15 protein-coding genes are annotated in these 15,206 nt (G+C 73.9%); 6 read left to right on the plus strand and 9 right to left on the minus strand.

The genetic code is table 11. From position 1 onward, the window contains the following. The first annotated feature begins 194 nt into the window (after nucleotides 1-194). Nucleotides 195-1,454, plus strand: coding sequence for an SLC13 family permease (locus ACWDCZ_RS34600; protein ID WP_380740555.1), 1,260 nt, complete (start codon nucleotides 195-197; stop codon nucleotides 1,452-1,454). Nucleotides 1,455-1,671: 217 nt separating this feature from the next. On the opposite strand, the gene ACWDCZ_RS34605 is transcribed toward ACWDCZ_RS34600, so the two are convergent. The 4 genes from ACWDCZ_RS34605 to ACWDCZ_RS34620 all read right to left on the minus strand — a co-directional run bounded on the left by ACWDCZ_RS34605 (nucleotide 1,672) and on the right by ACWDCZ_RS34620 (nucleotide 6,428). Continuing rightward, the gene (locus ACWDCZ_RS34605; RefSeq protein WP_449817939.1) at nucleotides 1,672-3,462 is read right to left on the minus strand and encodes a glycoside hydrolase family 35 protein; all 1,791 of its coding nucleotides are present in this window, start codon (nucleotides 3,460-3,462) and stop codon (nucleotides 1,672-1,674) included. A 267-nt stretch (nucleotides 3,463-3,729) separates the two neighbouring features. Then, nucleotides 3,730-4,203, minus strand: coding sequence for a hypothetical protein (locus ACWDCZ_RS34610; protein WP_049658226.1), 474 nt, complete (start codon nucleotides 4,201-4,203; stop codon nucleotides 3,730-3,732). 88 nt (nucleotides 4,204-4,291) lie between these two features. Further along, nucleotides 4,292-5,368 (minus strand): LuxR C-terminal-related transcriptional regulator, encoded by a 1,077-nt coding sequence (locus tag ACWDCZ_RS34615; protein WP_449817940.1) that lies wholly within the window; start codon nucleotides 5,366-5,368, stop codon nucleotides 4,292-4,294. Nucleotides 5,369-5,483: 115 nt separating this feature from the next. Beyond that, complete coding sequence (locus tag ACWDCZ_RS34620) at nucleotides 5,484-6,428, minus strand: NAD-dependent epimerase/dehydratase family protein (RefSeq protein WP_449817941.1); 945 nt, start codon at nucleotides 6,426-6,428, stop codon at nucleotides 5,484-5,486. Between the two features lie 163 nt (nucleotides 6,429-6,591). Between ACWDCZ_RS34620 and ACWDCZ_RS34625 the strand changes: the two genes are divergently transcribed. Beyond that, the gene (locus ACWDCZ_RS34625) at nucleotides 6,592-8,214 is read left to right on the plus strand and encodes an ALF repeat-containing protein (protein ID WP_449817946.1); all 1,623 of its coding nucleotides are present in this window, start codon (nucleotides 6,592-6,594) and stop codon (nucleotides 8,212-8,214) included. A 265-nt stretch (nucleotides 8,215-8,479) separates the two neighbouring features. On the opposite strand, the gene ACWDCZ_RS34630 is transcribed toward ACWDCZ_RS34625, so the two are convergent. Beyond that, nucleotides 8,480-8,698 (minus strand): hypothetical protein, encoded by a 219-nt coding sequence (locus ACWDCZ_RS34630; protein ID WP_387969320.1) that lies wholly within the window; start codon nucleotides 8,696-8,698, stop codon nucleotides 8,480-8,482. Nucleotides 8,699-8,896: 198 nt separating this feature from the next. On the opposite strand from ACWDCZ_RS34630, the gene ACWDCZ_RS34635 reads away from it, so the two are divergent. Further along, nucleotides 8,897-9,418 carry a peptidylprolyl isomerase gene (locus ACWDCZ_RS34635; RefSeq protein WP_049655493.1) on the plus strand — a complete coding sequence of 174 codons (522 nt, stop codon included), beginning with the start codon at nucleotides 8,897-8,899 and terminating at the stop codon, nucleotides 9,416-9,418. A 95-nt stretch (nucleotides 9,419-9,513) separates the two neighbouring features. On the opposite strand, the gene ACWDCZ_RS34640 is transcribed toward ACWDCZ_RS34635, so the two are convergent. Both ACWDCZ_RS34640 and ACWDCZ_RS34645 read right to left on the minus strand, forming a co-directional pair. Further along, nucleotides 9,514-10,608, minus strand: coding sequence for an RICIN domain-containing protein (locus tag ACWDCZ_RS34640; protein WP_449817942.1), 1,095 nt, complete (start codon nucleotides 10,606-10,608; stop codon nucleotides 9,514-9,516). A 47-nt stretch (nucleotides 10,609-10,655) separates the two neighbouring features. Further along, a complete protein-coding gene (locus ACWDCZ_RS34645) occupies nucleotides 10,656-11,771 on the minus strand; it encodes an alpha/beta hydrolase (RefSeq protein ID WP_449817943.1) in 1,116 nt (371 codons plus the stop codon). Between the two features lie 203 nt (nucleotides 11,772-11,974). Here ACWDCZ_RS34645 and ACWDCZ_RS34650 point away from each other — a divergent pair, with 203 nt between their 5' ends. After that, the gene (locus tag ACWDCZ_RS34650) at nucleotides 11,975-12,958 is read left to right on the plus strand and encodes a hypothetical protein (RefSeq protein WP_449817944.1); all 984 of its coding nucleotides are present in this window, start codon (nucleotides 11,975-11,977) and stop codon (nucleotides 12,956-12,958) included. Between the two features lie 172 nt (nucleotides 12,959-13,130). Here the strand turns inward: ACWDCZ_RS34650 and ACWDCZ_RS34655 are convergent, their stop codons facing one another. Both ACWDCZ_RS34655 and ACWDCZ_RS34660 read right to left on the minus strand, forming a co-directional pair. Then, entirely contained in the window at nucleotides 13,131-13,406 is a 276-nt protein-coding gene (locus tag ACWDCZ_RS34655; protein WP_449812854.1) for a hypothetical protein, read from the minus strand. Next, complete coding sequence (locus ACWDCZ_RS34660) at nucleotides 13,403-13,795, minus strand: ATP-binding protein (protein WP_449817945.1); 393 nt, start codon at nucleotides 13,793-13,795, stop codon at nucleotides 13,403-13,405. Before ACWDCZ_RS34660 ends, ACWDCZ_RS34655 begins: the two co-directional genes overlap by 4 nt. Before the next feature lie 248 nt (nucleotides 13,796-14,043). On the opposite strand from ACWDCZ_RS34660, the gene ACWDCZ_RS34665 reads away from it, so the two are divergent. Continuing rightward, the gene (locus tag ACWDCZ_RS34665; RefSeq protein ID WP_449812852.1) at nucleotides 14,044-14,898 is read left to right on the plus strand and encodes a helix-turn-helix domain-containing protein; all 855 of its coding nucleotides are present in this window, start codon (nucleotides 14,044-14,046) and stop codon (nucleotides 14,896-14,898) included. Then, nucleotides 14,895-15,104, plus strand: a complete 210-nt coding sequence (locus tag ACWDCZ_RS34670) for a DUF397 domain-containing protein (RefSeq protein ID WP_449812851.1) — start codon at nucleotides 14,895-14,897, stop codon at nucleotides 15,102-15,104. Before ACWDCZ_RS34665 ends, ACWDCZ_RS34670 begins: the two co-directional genes overlap by 4 nt. The last annotated feature ends 102 nt before the right edge of the window (nucleotides 15,105-15,206 follow it).

Below are 15,206 nucleotides of genomic sequence, written 5' to 3' on the forward strand. Positions count from 1 at the left end.
GTCCCCCCCCGCGGGGTGTTTTTGGTGGGCCCCCCCCGGGGGGGGGGGGGCGGGGGGGGGGGGGGCGGGGGGGCCCCCCCCCCCCCCCCCCCCCGGACCCGCCCGGCGGCCGCGCGCCGCCGGTGTGGCATGCTGCGCCGGGCCGCGAACCGAGCGCGAGCACCGACCGCACCACCCCCCCCGAGGAGCGCGCCCTGAACACCGCCTGCGCCGAAGCCCTGTCCGCAGGACTCCTGGTGCTCGTCCTGGTCTGCGCCGTCGCCCGCCCCTGGGGCTGGCCGGAGGCCGTCGTCGCCGTGCCGGCCGCCGCCCTGCTGGTGGCGACCGGCGCCGTCCCGCTGGAGCACGCCACCGCCGAAGCCGCCCGCCTCGGACCGGTGATCGGCTTCCTGGCCGCCGTCCTGGTCCTGGCCAAGCTCTGCGACGACGAGGGACTGTTCCGCGCCTGCGGGGCCTGGATGGCGCGCAGCGCCGCCGGACGCCCGCGCCGCCTGCTGGTCCAGGTGTTCACCGTCGCCTCGGTCGTCACCGCCGTGCTCAGCCTGGACGCCACCGTCGTCCTGCTCACCCCCGTCGTCCTGGCCACCGCCGCCCGCCTCGGCGCCCGGCCCGCACCGCACCTGTACGCCTGCGCCCACCTGTCGAACACGGCCTCGCTGCTGCTGCCCGTCTCCAACCTGACCAACCTGCTCGCCTTCACCGCCAGCGGCCTGAGCTTCGGCCGCTTCGCCGCCCTCATGACGCTGCCGTGGCTGGCGGCGGTCGGCGTCGAGTACCTGGTGCTGCGCCGCTGCTTCGCCGCCGACCTGGACGCCGCCCCGGCCGAGACCCCCGAGACCGGACCGGCCCCCGCCATGCCGGTCTTCGCCCTGGCCACCGTCGGCTGCACGCTCGCCGGGTTCGTCCTCGCCTCCGCGCTGGACGTCAACCCGGCCTGGGCGGCGGCCGCCGGCGCCACCGTCCTGGCCGCCCGCGCCCTGGCCCGCGGCCACGCCACCCCCGCGACGGTGGTGCGCTCGGCCGCCCTGCCGTTCCTGGCGTTCGTCCTCGCCCTGGGCATCGTGGTGCGCGCGGTCGTCGACAACGGCCTGGCCGCCGGCCTCGCCCACCTCGTCCCGTCCGGCACCGCGCTGCCCGCCCTGCTCGCCACCGCCGCCCTGGCCGCCGTCCTCGCCAACGTCATCAACAACCTGCCCGCCACCCTCGCCCTGGTGCCGCTGGCCGCCCCCGTCGGGCCCGGCGCCGTCCTCGCGGTCCTGCTCGGGGTGAACATCGGCCCCAACCTCAGCTACGCCGGCTCGCTGGCCACCCTGCTGTGGCGCGGCATCGTCCGCGACCGCGGCGTACCGGTGGACCTGCGCGAGTTCACCCGCCTCGGCCTGCTCGCCGTCCCGGCCACCCTCACCGCCGCGGTCCTGGCCCTGTGGGCCTCGCTGCACCTGATCGGGGTCTGAGCGGGGCCTCGACGTTCCGGCCCGCCCACCGGGGCCGGGCCGGGCCTACGCGGGGCGCAGGGATCGATCCCCGCCAGGACTTCGTGCAGCCGGCGAGCCCCGAGGCACCATGGTCGTCGGTGCCCATAGCAAGCCTCGCGTCGCCGAGTCGTGGCGGAGCAGGAAGTCGGCGGGTCCGACGTCCCGCGTCGGGGAGTGGCCGGCGGGCCCAGGCCGGTCAGTACTCGGAGCTGGGGGCCGGTGTGACCGGGCCGAGGTCCGGTGCGTCGCGCAACTCCACCGCTGCGCCGTGGCGTTCGAGTTCCAGGACGACCAGTTCGTTGGCGCCGGCCCGCCACAGCGGGGCGGGGGCGTAGAGGGTGCGCTGGGGGCCGGCGGCGCAGTGGCGGCCGAGCAGGAAGCCGTTGAGCCAGAGCAGTCCGCGGCCCCAGTGGGGCAGGGCGACGAACGCGTCGGCGGGGGAGGGGAGTTCGGCGGTGAAGCGGTGGAAGGCCGGCTCCCCGTCGCGTACCCCGGCGTCGTCGGTGAAGCGCAGCGCGGCCAGGTCGGTCAGCGGCAGGGGGCGGATCTGCCAGTCGAAGAGCCGCTGGTGGCCGTGCGAGACGCCGCGGGTGATGCCCTTGCGGTCGTCCATCTGCGGGCCGTAGTTCACCCGGCCCAGTGCCTCGACCAGGATGTCCAGCACGACGCCGTCGGGCCCGGTGGCCAGCGGCAGGGTCGCGCCGGGGGAGTTGCGCTCCAGCGTCCCGAGCGGGCGGCCGTCCGCGAAGACCTGCGCCCGGTCGGCCAACCCGTCGATGCGCAGCGGCAGTTCGGGGCGCGGCCCGGGCACGCGGGTGCGGTAGTGGATCAGGCCGCGGTCCTGCCCGACCTGCTCCATCGGCAGCGGTGCGGCGTGCCGGCGCGGCCGCGACAGCGCGTCCAGGGCCTTCGCCAGGGGCGCCCGCCCGTGCGCGCGCTCCAGCCGCTGCGGCGCCACCCGGGCTACGGGGGCGGGCAGTTCGCCGTCCGGCAGGGGCAGGTAGCGGCCGATGACCTCGCGCAGGGCGTGGAACTTCTCGGTCAGTTCGCCGGCCTCGCCGATCGGCGCGTCGTAGTCGTAGCTGGTGACGGTCGGCTCGTAGCCGGCGTCCAGCGGGTGGGCGCCGGAGTGGTTGGCGCCGGACCACAGGCCGAAGCTGGTGCCGCCGTGCGCCATGTAGAGGCTGACGGAGGCGCCGGTGGCGAGGAGTTCGTCGAGCGAGGCGGCGGTCTCCTCGGGGTCGCGGACGTGGTGCGGCAGGCCCCACTGGTCGAACCAGCCGATCCAGAACTCCATGGCGGTCAGCGGGCCTTCGCCCTGGTGGCGGCGGAGCACCGCGAGGCGCTCGGGCGCGCGGGAGCCGAAGGTGGCGGTGGCGAGGTGACCGGGGATGGCGCCGCCCTGCTGCATGGTGTCGTGGGCGCCGTCGGCGGTGAACAGCAGGCAGTCCACGCCGCGCCGCACCAGGCCGTCGCGCAGGTGGGCGAGGTAGGCGGCGTCGTCGCCGTAGCTGCCGTACTCGTTCTCCACCTGCACCGCCACCACCGGCCCGCCCCGGCTCGCCAGCAGCGGCAGCAGCTCGGGCGCCAGCGCGTCGAACCAGCCGTCCACCTCGGCCAGGTACGCCGGGTCCGCGCAGCGCAGCCGCAGCCCGTCCACCGCGAGCAGCCGGGCGGGCAGCCCGCCGAACTCCCACTCCGCGCAGATGTACGGGCCGGGGCGCAGGATCACGTCCAGGCCCAGGCCGCCGGCCAGCCGCACGAACCGGGCCACGTCCCGCCAGCCGGTGAAGTCCACCGTCCCGTCGGGCAGTTCGTGGAAGTTCCACGGGACGTAGGTGTCCACCGTGTTCACGCCCAGCGCCCGCACCCGCCGCAGCCGGTCCTCCCACAGCCGCGGGTGCACCCGGAAGTAGTGCACCGCCCCGGCCACCACCCGGTGCGGCACCCCGTCCCGCACGAACCCGTCCGCGTCGTACCCGAGCATGCGCACACCCCGCCTTCCCGCAGGACACCCCCGCGGGCCCCGGAGGCCCCGGAGACCCGGCACCGCCGAGCCTAGGTCCTCTCCTTCGGATCACGTCGGATCAGCGCGCGGCGTTGGGGTGCGTGCATCGCAAGGCGGAGGAGGGAGCCACTGCGGAGCATTGGCGACCGACGACAACGCGGCGAGGTGCGTGCTCCGGCGTCGTGCGCCCGGCATGATCCGAAAGAGCGGGCCTGGCGAGGAACCGGCCGCGCGGGCCGTCGGTGCTCAGGTGTCGTAGCAGCCGTTCCAGGGGGCGGAGAAGGCCAGGCCGTCCGGGTGGAGCTCCATCCAGACGCCGTCCTCCTCGTCCTCCTCTTCCTCGTCCACCTCCAGGACCAGGCCGAACAGGGCGCCCTCGAAGCGGACGTCGAAGGGCGCGATGGCGATGTCCTGGTAGTGCCGCCCCGGCAGGGCGTCCAGCCACTGCTCCAGCAGCCGCCGGGCCGCGGCGATCGCCTGCTGCTCGCCGTCCGCCGTCGTGCCGGTGAACTCGATGCGCGAGCCCAGGTGGCGGCCGGCCTCGTCGAAGCGGTGGAGGACGGCGTGCCAGCGCTTCTGCGGCTGCCAGTCGTCGCCGCTCCAGCCCTCGCGGAAGGCCGCGACGACGGTCGCGTAGAACTGGCCGCCCTCGCACCGCCCGATGGTGCGGGTGCGGTAGTCGGGCTGGTAGCCGATCGGGATGACCTTGGGAACGTTCACGGGCCGAACCCTAGGCCCCACCTGCGACAACGCGCGCGCGGTGGCGGCCGGCCCGGAGCGGAGTCGTGCGTCGTGTGCCGTGCGTCCGCTACCGGGGCGGCAGGCCGAGGGTGGGGAGGTGGTCGGCCATCAGGAGGGCGACGAGTTCGCGGCGGGAGCGGACGCCGGTCTTGTGGAGGATGGCGGTGACGTGCTGCTGGACGGTGGGCACGGTCAGGTGGAGCAGCGCGGCGATGTCCTTCGTGCTGGCGCCGCGCACCGCGTGCAGGGCGACCTGCTGTTCGCGCGGGGACAGGCCGTGGGCGAGGATCGCCAGCGGCAGGCGCTGGACGGGGGAGGCCGGGGAGGCGACGACGGCGACGCCGCCGCGCCGGCCGTCCAGCGGGGAGGCGTGCAGGGACAGCCACTGGCCGTCGGGGGTGCACACCCGCACCTCGGCGGGGCCGCCGCGGCGGGCGGCCTGGCGGGCGACGGTGAGGAAGCCGCTGGGCACCCCGCCGGTGTGGGCGGTGGGTTCGGCCATCCGTCCGATCAGTTCGCGGGCCGCCGCGTCCGCCGAGCGCAGCCGCCCGTACCGGTCCAGGATGGCGACGGCCGGGGCGGGGACGGGCGGCAGGGGGCGGGCGCCGCGCAGGGCGGCGAGGTGGGTGTCGCGCAGGGCGGCGCCGATCGGGGCGGCGACGCGTTCGGCCAGGCGCAGGTCGGGCAGGTCGTAGCGGCCGCGGGCGCGGTCGCGCATGAACGCCGCGGAGCCCCAGCGGCCGCCGCCCACATCGAAGTTGATCCGCAGCTCGTCGCCGTAGCCGCAGGGGTTGAGCAACTCCCGGTAGCGGACGCTGCGTTCGGGGCGGCCGTCGGTGGCCCGGTCGACGGTCTGCGCCCGGTGGCCGGCGGTGCGGATCGCGGTGAAGGTGGTGGAGTCCTCGCCCTGGAGCTCCAGGTGCACGGCCTGCTCGAACTGGGCGGGGTCCAGGCCGTCGGCGACGGTGGAGGTGGGGAACCCGGTGACCGGGTCGTTGCCGTGCCAGCAGCCGCCGTCGTAGCCGAGCGGTTCCAGCAGCAGGGTGTGCAGCTCGCGGAACAGTGCGGCCGCGGGTAACCCGGAGGACGCCAACTCGCCTATGGAACCCAGGACTTCCCGCTCAACCTCACGTCGTTTGGCCACGGACGGAATCCTACGGACGCAGGGTCTCCGTGTCCGGTGAACGGACGAGGAAGGACGGGTACGGAGCGATGCGGGGGAGGCGCCCGCCCCCGCCGGCGACCGGCGTTCCCGTCCGTCACCGGCCGTCGCGCTCGCGCCACCAGGCGACCGTGGCCCGCAGCTGCTCCTCCAGCGGCGTGGCGCGCACCGTGAACGCGGCCTCGTACGCGGAGCAGTCCACCGTGAACGGCCGGTCGAACTGGTAGCGCGTCTCCCGCAGTTCGCGCAGCAGCGGGGAGAACAGCCCCGCCACGGCCAGCGCCGCCGCGGGCAGGCGGCGCACCGGGACCGGGCCGCCGCCGGCCTCGGCGGCCAGCCGCTCGACCATCGCGCGCACCGACAGGGGAGGGGCGGTGGGCACGTGCCAGGCCCGGCCCCAGGCCCGCTCCTCGCCCGCGAGTTCGGCCATCGCCCGGGCCACGTCCGGCAGGTAGGTCCAGCTGTGCGGGGCGTCCGGGTCGCCGAGCGTCGCGACCGGGCGGCCCTTGAGCAGGTTGGGCATCACCCGCGCGGCCAGGTGGCCGCCGTCGGTGACGCCGGGCCCGAAGAAGTCCGATGCCCGCACCTCCACCGCCCGGATCCGCCCGGCCTCGTGCAGCGCCCGCGCCCGCTCCCACGCCGCCGCCCGCACCCGCCCCTTGGGGCCGGTCGCGGCGAGCGGCAGGTCCTCGGTCATCGGCCCCGCCACCGGCCCGTAGCCGTACAGGTTGCCGAGCATGACCAGCACCGCGCCGCTCTCCTCGGCCGCCGCGCACAGCGAGGCGCTCAGCGCCGGCCAGAGCCGCGCCCACTGCGGCAGCGGCGGCGCGGCGCAGCCGTGGACGGCGACGGCACCGCGGGCGGCCCGCGCCAGCGCCGCGGGGTCGCTCGCGTCCAGGGCGAGGTGCTCGACGCCGGCGGCGGCCGGCCCGGCGGGGCGTCCGGTACGGGTGGCGACCCGGACCTCGTGGCCCTGTTCGGCCAGCAGGCGGGCGGTGGCGGCCCCGGCGGGCCCGTGTCCGACGACCAGGTGGAAGCTCATCCGCCACACCCTAGTGGTGGCCCCGGACGGGCGGGGCGCGGTGCGATATGTAGCCGGGTGGGGGGAATGGGAGATTCGGCAAATAATTGGTATGGCAGTCGTAAAAGTAGATCTATGCTGTTGGCGTTTCATGATCCTTCGTACAAAGCAGGTCTTGCTCAAGATGAAGCTGCCCCGGGTGTCCGCCGTCGTCGCGGCCGCCGTTCTGGCCCCCGCCGTCCTCTTCCCCACCACGGCCTCGGCCACCGACACCCCCAAGCCGACCGGCGTCTCCGGCCCCGACACCGGCTCCGACTCCGCCAAGGACACCGAGCCCCAGGCCGACGGCCAGGAGCAGCGCGACCGCGCCGAGGTCAAGCGCATCCTCGCCGACCCGAAGAGCGGCGTCGGTGTGCGCGAGGCGGCCGAGAAGGCCCTCAAGGGCGGCGCCGCCGAACTGCGCCACTTCCTGGACGTCGAGTTCGACGAGCAGACCAGGATCGACAACCAGGTCCGGGTCTCCCAGATCTACGCCGTCGGCGGCCCGGCCGTGAAGGCTGCCGCCAAGGCCGCCCTCCGCGGCACCGACGAGGACATCACCGCGTTCCTGACCACCGGCCAGTACGCCGCCCGCGCCGAGGACGAGGACCGCGCCAAGGTCGAGGCCATCATCGCCGACCCGCTCACCGGCCCCAAGGTCCGCGAGGCCGCCGAGAAGGCCCTCAAGGGCGGCGCCGCCGAGCTGCGCCACTTCCTCGAGGTCGAACTCGCCGAGAAGCAGCAGCCCGACAACCTGCTGCGCCTCACCCGGATCGCCGACGGCGCCGAAGGGGCCGGCCCCGCGCTGCGCCTCGCCGCCGCCGTGGCGCTGAACGGCAGCTACCAGGACGTCCTCGACTTCCTGGCGACCGGCCAGTACGCCGCCCGCGCCGAGGACGAGGACCGCGCCAAGGTCGCGGCCCTGGTGGCCGACCCCAAGACCGGCCCCGGCGTGCGCGAGGGCGCCGAGCAGGCCCTCAAGGGCGGCGCGGCCGACCTGCGGACCTTCCTGACGACCAAGCTGCCCAGGCTGCGCAGCGACGACAACCGGGTCAAGCTCAGCCAGCTCATGGACCAGGGCGGCCCGGCCGTGCGCGAGGCGGCCAGCAAGGCGCTGGACGCCGGCACCGACGCGGCCGTCGAGGCCTTCCTCAACGAGGGCTTCGCCAAGGCCCAGTTCGAGGACGACCGGGTCGAGGTGCTGCGCGTCATCGCCGACAAGGAGACCGGCCCGCACACCGCCGCGGCCGCCCAGAAGGCCATGGACGGCAACGCCGAGGACGTGCGGCGCTTCCTGACCGTCGAGCTGCCGAACCTGCGCTTCAGCGACAACCGGCTGAAGGTCTCCCAGATCATCGAGACCGGCGGCCCCGCGGTGAAGAAGGCCGCCATGGCCGCCTACGAGGGCAGCTACGCGGACCTCCTGGCCTTCCTCAAGGACGGCTGGGCCAAGGCCCAGGCCGAGGACCAGGCCGCGGCGGCCAAGCAGGGCAACGGCGCGGGCAGCGGTACGGGGACGGGCGCGGGCACCGGTGGCACCGGGCAGCAGCCGCAGACCGTGCAGCCGGCCGGCCTCACCACCGGCACCGGGACCGGCACCACCACCGGCACCCGTACGGGCGGCGGCACCACCGGCACCACCGGTTCCGGCGCGCTCGCCGCCACCGGCACCGACGGGCTCGGCTGGGAGGCCGGCGGCGCCGCCGCGGCCCTCGCCGCGGGCGCGGCGCTGGTCGCGGCCGCCCGCCGCCGCTCCACCGAGAGCTGACACCCGGGAGCAGAACCCGGGAGCTGAATCCGGAAGCAGAACCCGGGGGCTGACACCCCCTCGCGTCCCCGTCCACCGCCCACCCGGGCGGCGGCCGGGGACGCGCTCGCGCTCAGGGGCCCGGGCCGTCCGACCGCCCCGCGAAGGCGGCGCCGGGCCGCCCTGTCAAACCCCCAGACACCCTGGCACCCCGCCCCCGGCCGGCGTGGCGGCCGGTGCCGCCTCGAAGACGGCCCGGCGCCGGTCCCGCCCGGACGTCGACGGCTCAGTTGCCGCCCCCGCCACCGTCCATGTAGCTGCCCCCGCCGTTGTTGCCCACCTGACGGCGCCGGCGGCGCTGTGCGCTACGCAGCGCGTTGCCGGCACCGAGGGTGAGGGCGGCGGCCACCCGGGTCCAGCGCGGCCCGCCGCGATCGGCCCACACCACGCAGCCGCACCCCGCGACCACCAGGACCAGAATCCCCACCAGAACCGCACCGACCATCACGGCCACCCGCCTTTCCCTCGACGCCCTACTGCCTGGTAGGACGTGCGGACCGTCCCACCCGGTTCGGCCACGAGGCCGGACGCTGTGCCAGGATGCGGGTGCCGAACGGCCCAGGTCACCGTACCGGTCGTACGGGAACCGTACCGACCAGAACCACCCGCCACCCACCCGTCAGCCGTACCCCGAGGAGTCACCGTGGCCACTGCCCGGTTCGCCACCCTGCACACCACGGCGGGCCCGATCCGCCTGGAGCTGTTCCCGTTCCACGCGCCGAAGACGGTCCGCAACTTCGCCGAACTCGCCGAGGGCACCCGGGAGTACACCGATCCGCGCACCGGCGAGCCGGGCCAGGGCCCGTACTACGACGGCACGCTGTTCCACCGGGTGATCAAGGGCTTCATGATCCAGGGCGGCGACCCGACCGGCACCGGCACCGGCGGCCCGGGCTACGCCTTCGCGGACGAGTTCCACCCGGAGCTGTTCTTCACCAAGCCGTACCTGCTCGCGATGGCCAACGCCGGCCCGGGCACCAACGGCTCGCAGTTCTTCATCACGGTGGGCACCCCCGCCCACCTCAACCGCAAGCACACCATCTTCGGCCAGGTCGCCGACGCCGCCTCCAAGGCCGTGGTCGACGCGATCGCCGCCGCCCCGACCGAGGACGAGCGCCCGGTCGAGGACGTGGTGATCACCTCCGTGGAGATCGAGCAGTCCTGACCCGCCGCCCGCCCGGCCCTCCCGTCCGGCCGGCGGAAACGCGAAGCCGCCGCCCGGCGCGGTGCGCGGGCGGCGGCCGTGGAGCGGGCGCGGTGTCAGGAGCAGCTGTTGAACGTCGCGCTGGTGTTGGCGATGTAGAGGGTGGCGCCGCCGTTGGGGTCGGAGGTGACCGGGATGGTGATGGTGTCGTCGGCGGTCCACGGGAAGCCCTGGGCGTCGAAGGTCCAGGTGCCGGTGACCTTGCGGGCGAGCTCGGCGAGCGTCACCCAGCCGTACTGCTGCTGCGGGACGGTGACGGTGACGGAGTTGTTGACGCTGCGCGAGCCGCTCCAGACGTTCTGGAAGCTGATGCCGGTCTTGACCGAGGCCTTGAACACTCCTTCGGCGCCGCCGCCGATGTCGCTGCCCAGCTCGGTGCCGATGGTGTTGGACCAGCCGCTGGTGTCGGTGACCGCGAAGGACTGCTGGACGGTGCTGCTGGTGTTGTTGAACCAGATCGCGGAGGCGCACACCCGCGGCAGCGGTGCGGCGGGGGCCTCGCTCTTCGTGGCCCAGGAGCAGGCGGAGATGTTCTTCTGGCACTGCTTGGCGGCGTGGTCGACGGCCAGGTTGCGGGCGGCCTGCGCGAAGCCGGTGGCCCACTGCTGGTTGGCGGTGCCGTTGCAGGCGTACTGGTCGGTCCAGGCGTCGTCGTAGTTGCCGCCGAGCAGCAGGTCCAGGCAGGTGTTGTCGCCGGCGTGGCGGATCATGAACGCGTCGCCGCCGCCGGGCGCGGGCTGGAGGAACCAGCGCTGGCTGGCCTGTCCGGCGCAGGTCTGCTGGCGCAGGGCCGGGGTGAGGAAGGCCAGGTCGATGCACTTGCCGGTGTCGTTGTTGACGATGGTGAAGGTGTAGTCCGAGGGGTCGACGTTCAGCCGCCAGGACTGGTGGTAGCCGGGGGCGGAGTTGGTGACGATGTAGGCGCCGTCGCCCATGTTGCCGTTCTGGACGTCGAGTTGGCGCCCGTTGCTGAGCGACTTGATGGTCAGGCACTGCTGCGGCGAGGCGCAGGCGGCGAGCGGGGCGGACGGCGCGGGCGCGGCGGCGCGGGCGGGGGCGGCGGCCAGGCCCAGGGCGGCGCAACAGGTCACCAGGAGGGCCGCGAGCAGGCGCAGCCAGGGCGCGGTGCGTCCGAGGGTCAGGGTGGGCAAGGGGTGTCCTTTCGTCGGGGGAGAGGGTGGGGAGAGGAGGTCAGAGGTCAGGAGGCGGCGGCGAAGGCCGCCTCCAGGCGCGGGACGTAGTCCACGAGGTCCTGCGCCCAGCAGCCCGCGGTGTGGCCGCCGTGGCAGTCGGCGCCCCAGCCGGTGCCGTCGCCGTAGTCGGTGAAGCGGTACGGCAGGCCGAGCGCGTCCAGGCGCTGCTTGAGGCGCTTGGCGGTGCCCTCGGCCCAGAACTCCATGTCGCCGGGGCTGTTGTTGCCGTTGCCGGTGTAGACGGCGATGCCGGTGTGGTCGAGCACGGCGGCGCGCGCGACGGGGTCGGCGGCGTTCCAGCGCCAGTCGGCGTTGAACACCGGGTACGGGCTGCCGAAGATCGCGTCGCTGGAGACGGTGGGGCCGAAGTCCAGGCCGCAGGGGTGGCCGTCGCTGGGGCCGCAGAGCACGGTGCCGGCGTTGACCAGGGTGGCGACCACGGCACCGCGGATGATCATCTCGTCGGTGGACAGGTCGTTGGCGCCGGACATGGTGAGGACCTGGCCGAACAGGTCGGGGCGGTCCTGGGCGTAGTGCAGGGCGCCGAAACCGCCCATGGACAGCCCGCCGACGGCCCGGTGGGCGCGGTCGGTGCGGGTGCGCAGGTTGGCGTCGACGAACGGGAGGACCTGGGTGAGGTGGAAGGTCTCCCAGTTCTGCGCGCCGGCGGCGGTGCCCTGGTCGAGCCAGTCGGCGTACCAGCCGCGCAGGCCGCCGTCCGGGATGACGGTGATCATCGACTGGGCGGCGGTCAGCGCGGGGTAGGCCAGCGCCGGGTCGCTCGGGTTGTCCGAGGCGCCGTGCAGGAAGTACAGCACCGGGTAGCGCTTGTCCGGCCGGGACGCGTAGTCGGCGGGCAGCAGGATGCGGATGGTGTGCGGTCCGGCGACCTGCGGGGTCGTGACGGTGATGACGAAGTTGGTGGCGCTGCCGGTGGCGGCGCCGACCTGGGTGAGGCCGAAGCCGTCGGTCAGCGGGGGCGGCGCGTCGGCCCTTGCCCCGGCCCGTACGGAGGCGGTTGCCGAGGCGGACGCGGGTGCGGCGGGTGCGGCGAGCGGGAGCAGGCAGGCGGCCAGGGCGGCGAGAACCGCGCGGGCGCGCCGGAGCCGGGCAGGGGGCATGGGCGTCCTCGGCCTTCCGTCGTGTCTTCCGTCGTGTGACTGATCGCCGTCAACTCTTGCCAGGGGCCCCGCCCGGACGCCAGAGCCCCCGGTGGCGCACCTGGGCCACCGGCGCATGTGCGCCGCCGCTGCGGGTAGGCTCCCCCGGCTCCGCCCGGGGCGGGTACGGGGGGCGGAGCGCACCGTGACATTGGGGGGGTGTCGTGCACGACATACTGGAACCGGACTCCGAACGCGGCCGCGTCTACCACTGCCTGGTCGGCCGGCCGCGCGCCCGCGTACCCGAACTGGCACGGGAGGCGGGCCTGGACGAGGAGGCCGTCCTCGCCGTGCTGCGCGACCTCGCCGACGAGGGCGTCGCGGTGGCCTTCGACACCACCGACAGCGCCGACGACCGCGACCACGCCTGGGAGGCGCTGCCGCCCGCCCGGGTGGTCGAGGCGGTGCTGCAGCACGACGCGCTGCGCCAGGCCGCCGCCCGCCGGGCCGGCGCCGAACTGGAACGGCTCTACCGCTTCGCCCGCCGCGACACCGGCAGCTACGGCGCGCTGGAGGTCGTCGACGATCCGGCCGAGGTACTGGCCGCCAGCCACCGCCTCCAACTCGCCGCCCGTCACCAGGTGCGGGTCATCGACGTGCCCCCGTACTCCGGCAGCCGCGCCCACTACCTCGACCAGGAGGTGCTGCAGCGCCGCCGGATGGCCGCGGGCGTCGTCTACCGCGCGATCTACCAGGGGTGCGCGTTCCAGGACCCGGTGGCCGGGCCCAACATGGCCCGGATGATCGAGGCGGGCGAGCAGGCGCGGACACTGGACGAGCCGCCGCTCAAACTCGCCATCGGGGACGACGACCTGGCCATCGTCACGCTGCGCGCCGACGACGGGCCGGGCGTCGTCTCGCTGCTGATCCGGCCGTCCGGGCTGCTGAACGCGCTGAGCGCGGTCTTCGAGACGCTGTGGCGCCTGGCCGTACCCGCCTCCATGGCCGGCGTCGACCCGCGCATCGACGAACGCGACCGGCGGATCCTCACGTTGATGGCCGGAGGGGCCACGGACGACGCGATCGCCCGCCGGCTGGGGCTGGGACGGCGCACGGTGGTGCGGCGGGTCTCCACCCTGCTGGCGCACTTGGGCGCCACCACCCGTTTCCAGGCGGGGGTGCAGGCCGCGCGGAGGGGGTGGCTGTAGGCGGGGCGCCGGCCTGACTTCTGACGCGGTGCGTCGGCGCGGAGGGGCGCGAGAAGTCGGATCGGCCGACTTCTCGCGGCGGGCGGCGACGCGGCCGTCGTCGAAGTGGAGCGGGGAGTGGACGGGCCGGTGCTGAGGCGGCGGTCCGGGCATCAGCAGCCCACGTGGCCGATCACGTGGGCTGCTGGGCGGGGTTGGCCCAGCTGATGCGGATCTCGCGGTCGCCGGCGGGGATGACGAGGACGGGTTCGTCGGCGAGGTCGCGGATGATGTCGCGCCGGGCGCAGGGGCCGGTGAGGCGGCGCTCCAGGGCGTAGTGCTGGAAGCGGGACATCGGGCGGTAGCGGACCGAGTCCCAGAGCCGGCGCAGGAGGTCGTCGCTGAGGGTGTGGACGGCGGGCGGCTGGTGGTCCGGGATCTCCACGAGGACGTCGTGATCGGCCCTCACGCGGTCACCTCCGACCAGACGATCTTGCCGGTGTGCTCGCGCGGGGAGCAACCCGTGCGGGTGGAGAGGGACTTGACGAGGTGGAGGCCGCGTCCGGCCTCGCCGTCGAGGGTGAGGGCGCGCAGGACCGGTTCGCGGTTCCGCCGGGCGTCGTGCACCTCGATGCGGAGGCGGGCGGGGTCGAGGTCGAGGGCGAGGTAGATGCGGTGGCCGGGCGGCGTGCCGTGGACGAGGGCGTTGGTGACGAGCTCCGAGACGATCAGGAGCCCGGAGTCGCGGAACGGCTCACCGGCGGGGGTGGAGGCGAGGAGCGAGGCGAGGAGGGAGCGCCCCTCGCCGGGGGAGCGGCGGCTGCGCGGCAGCCAGGTGGTGGAGGAGTGGCAGGACATGGCGAATCCACCTTCCAGGTGCGGAGTTTGAAGCCATGCGGAAGTCGGGCGGAGGCATAGGGATGCCCGGCGGTAGGCCTGCCGTGGTCACTCAGGCGACTGGAAGGACTACTCCCTGTAGATTGCCCTAGCGAGGCATTTGCATGCAACTGCTTCGCTCATGCAATTGCATGATTATGGGTCGCGGCCGAGCGCCCGGGAGGGATGGCAAACTATGCAAGGAAGCGAACAGCCAGGGAGTGTGACGCATGGGCAGTCCAACCGTGCTGCGGCGTAGGCTCGGCGGCGAGCTTGGCAAGTTGCGCGCCTCGCGCGACCTGAACGCCAAGGACGTGGCCGCCGCGCTGGGTTGGTCCGCTTCGAAGCTGAGCCGTATCGAGAGCGGCCTGGTGCCACTGCAGGAGCGCGATGCTGCGAAACTCCTGGCGCACTACGGCGTCACTTCATCCGATGAGGTGAAGCACTTCCTCGGCCTGACACGTCAGAGCCGCCAGCAGGGCTGGTGGCATGCGTACGGCGATGCCCTGCCAGACTGGTTCCGCGCCTACGTGGGCTTCGAGTCGGACGCCGCGAAGATTGCGACGTACCAGTGTGAGTTGGTTCCTGGGCTCCTCCAGACGGAGGCCTATGCGAGAAGCGTCATCCGCTCCATGAATCCAACCGAGTCCGCCGAAGATGTCGAGCGGCGAGTCGCACTGCGGATGGATCGTCAGCAGATCCTCGATCGTCATGAGCCACCACAGCTGTGGGCCATCATCAGCGAGGCGGTCATTCGGCGGCCGGTTGGTGGGACCTCGGCTATGGCCGAACAGTTGGGCCACCTCGCGGCCATGGCGGATGAACGGCCCAATATCACTGTCCAGGTTCTGCCCTTCTCCGCTGGCGCGCACGCGGCCATGGGTTCCTCGTTCTCCATTCTGTCGTTCAACGACATCCCTGGCAGTGTCGCCTACTCCGAGGCGCCGACCAGCAGCACCTACTCGGAACGGCCGCATGAGATCGATCGCCACGAAGACGCCTTCGACCGTCTCATGGCGTCGTCGGTTCAGCCCGAGAGGTCAATCGCTTGGTTGAAGGAAGTTGCGGAGGAGTATTCCCAGTGAGTCACGAGTACCAAAGCGCCAAGTGGCGCAAGAGCACGTACAGCAACGGCCAAGGCGATTGCATAGAAGTGGCTGCTGGTTCCACGGGTCTCATCCCGGTTCGCGACAGCAAGGACCCCCACGGCCCGGCTCTCACCTTCGCCCCCGAGGCGTGGCGGTCTTTTGTCGCGGGCGTCCGGGCGGGCGACTTCCCGGCAATCGGCTGACCCAGTACCGTGGGGGGGGCCCGGGCCCGGCGGGGGCCCCCCCCACCAACGGAATGGAGTAGAAACCTCTGGTAAACAAAAAAAAAAAAAAAACAACTTGTT

The organism is Kitasatospora sp. NPDC001225 (assembly GCF_053597855.1).

Bases quoted from the DNA above. Each gene is read 5' to 3' on its own strand.
- ACWDCZ_RS34605 (WP_449817939.1), bottom strand. From the start codon at position 3,462: ATGCTCGGGTACGACGCGGACGGGTTCGTGCGGGACGGGGTGCCGCAC.
- ACWDCZ_RS34620 (WP_449817941.1), bottom strand. From the start codon at position 6,428: ATGAGCTTCCACCTGGTCGTCGGACACGGGCCCGCCGGGGCCGCCACC.
- ACWDCZ_RS34625 (WP_449817946.1), top strand. From the start codon at position 6,592: ATGAAGCTGCCCCGGGTGTCCGCCGTCGTCGCGGCCGCCGTTCTGGCC.
- ACWDCZ_RS34630 (WP_387969320.1), bottom strand. From the start codon at position 8,698: ATGGTCGGTGCGGTTCTGGTGGGGATTCTGGTCCTGGTGGTCGCGGGG.
- ACWDCZ_RS34645 (WP_449817943.1), bottom strand. From the start codon at position 11,771: ATGCCCCCTGCCCGGCTCCGGCGCGCCCGCGCGGTTCTCGCCGCCCTG.
- ACWDCZ_RS34660 (WP_449817945.1), bottom strand. From the start codon at position 13,795: ATGTCCTGCCACTCCTCCACCACCTGGCTGCCGCGCAGCCGCCGCTCC.
- ACWDCZ_RS34665 (WP_449812852.1), top strand. From the start codon at position 14,044: ATGGGCAGTCCAACCGTGCTGCGGCGTAGGCTCGGCGGCGAGCTTGGC.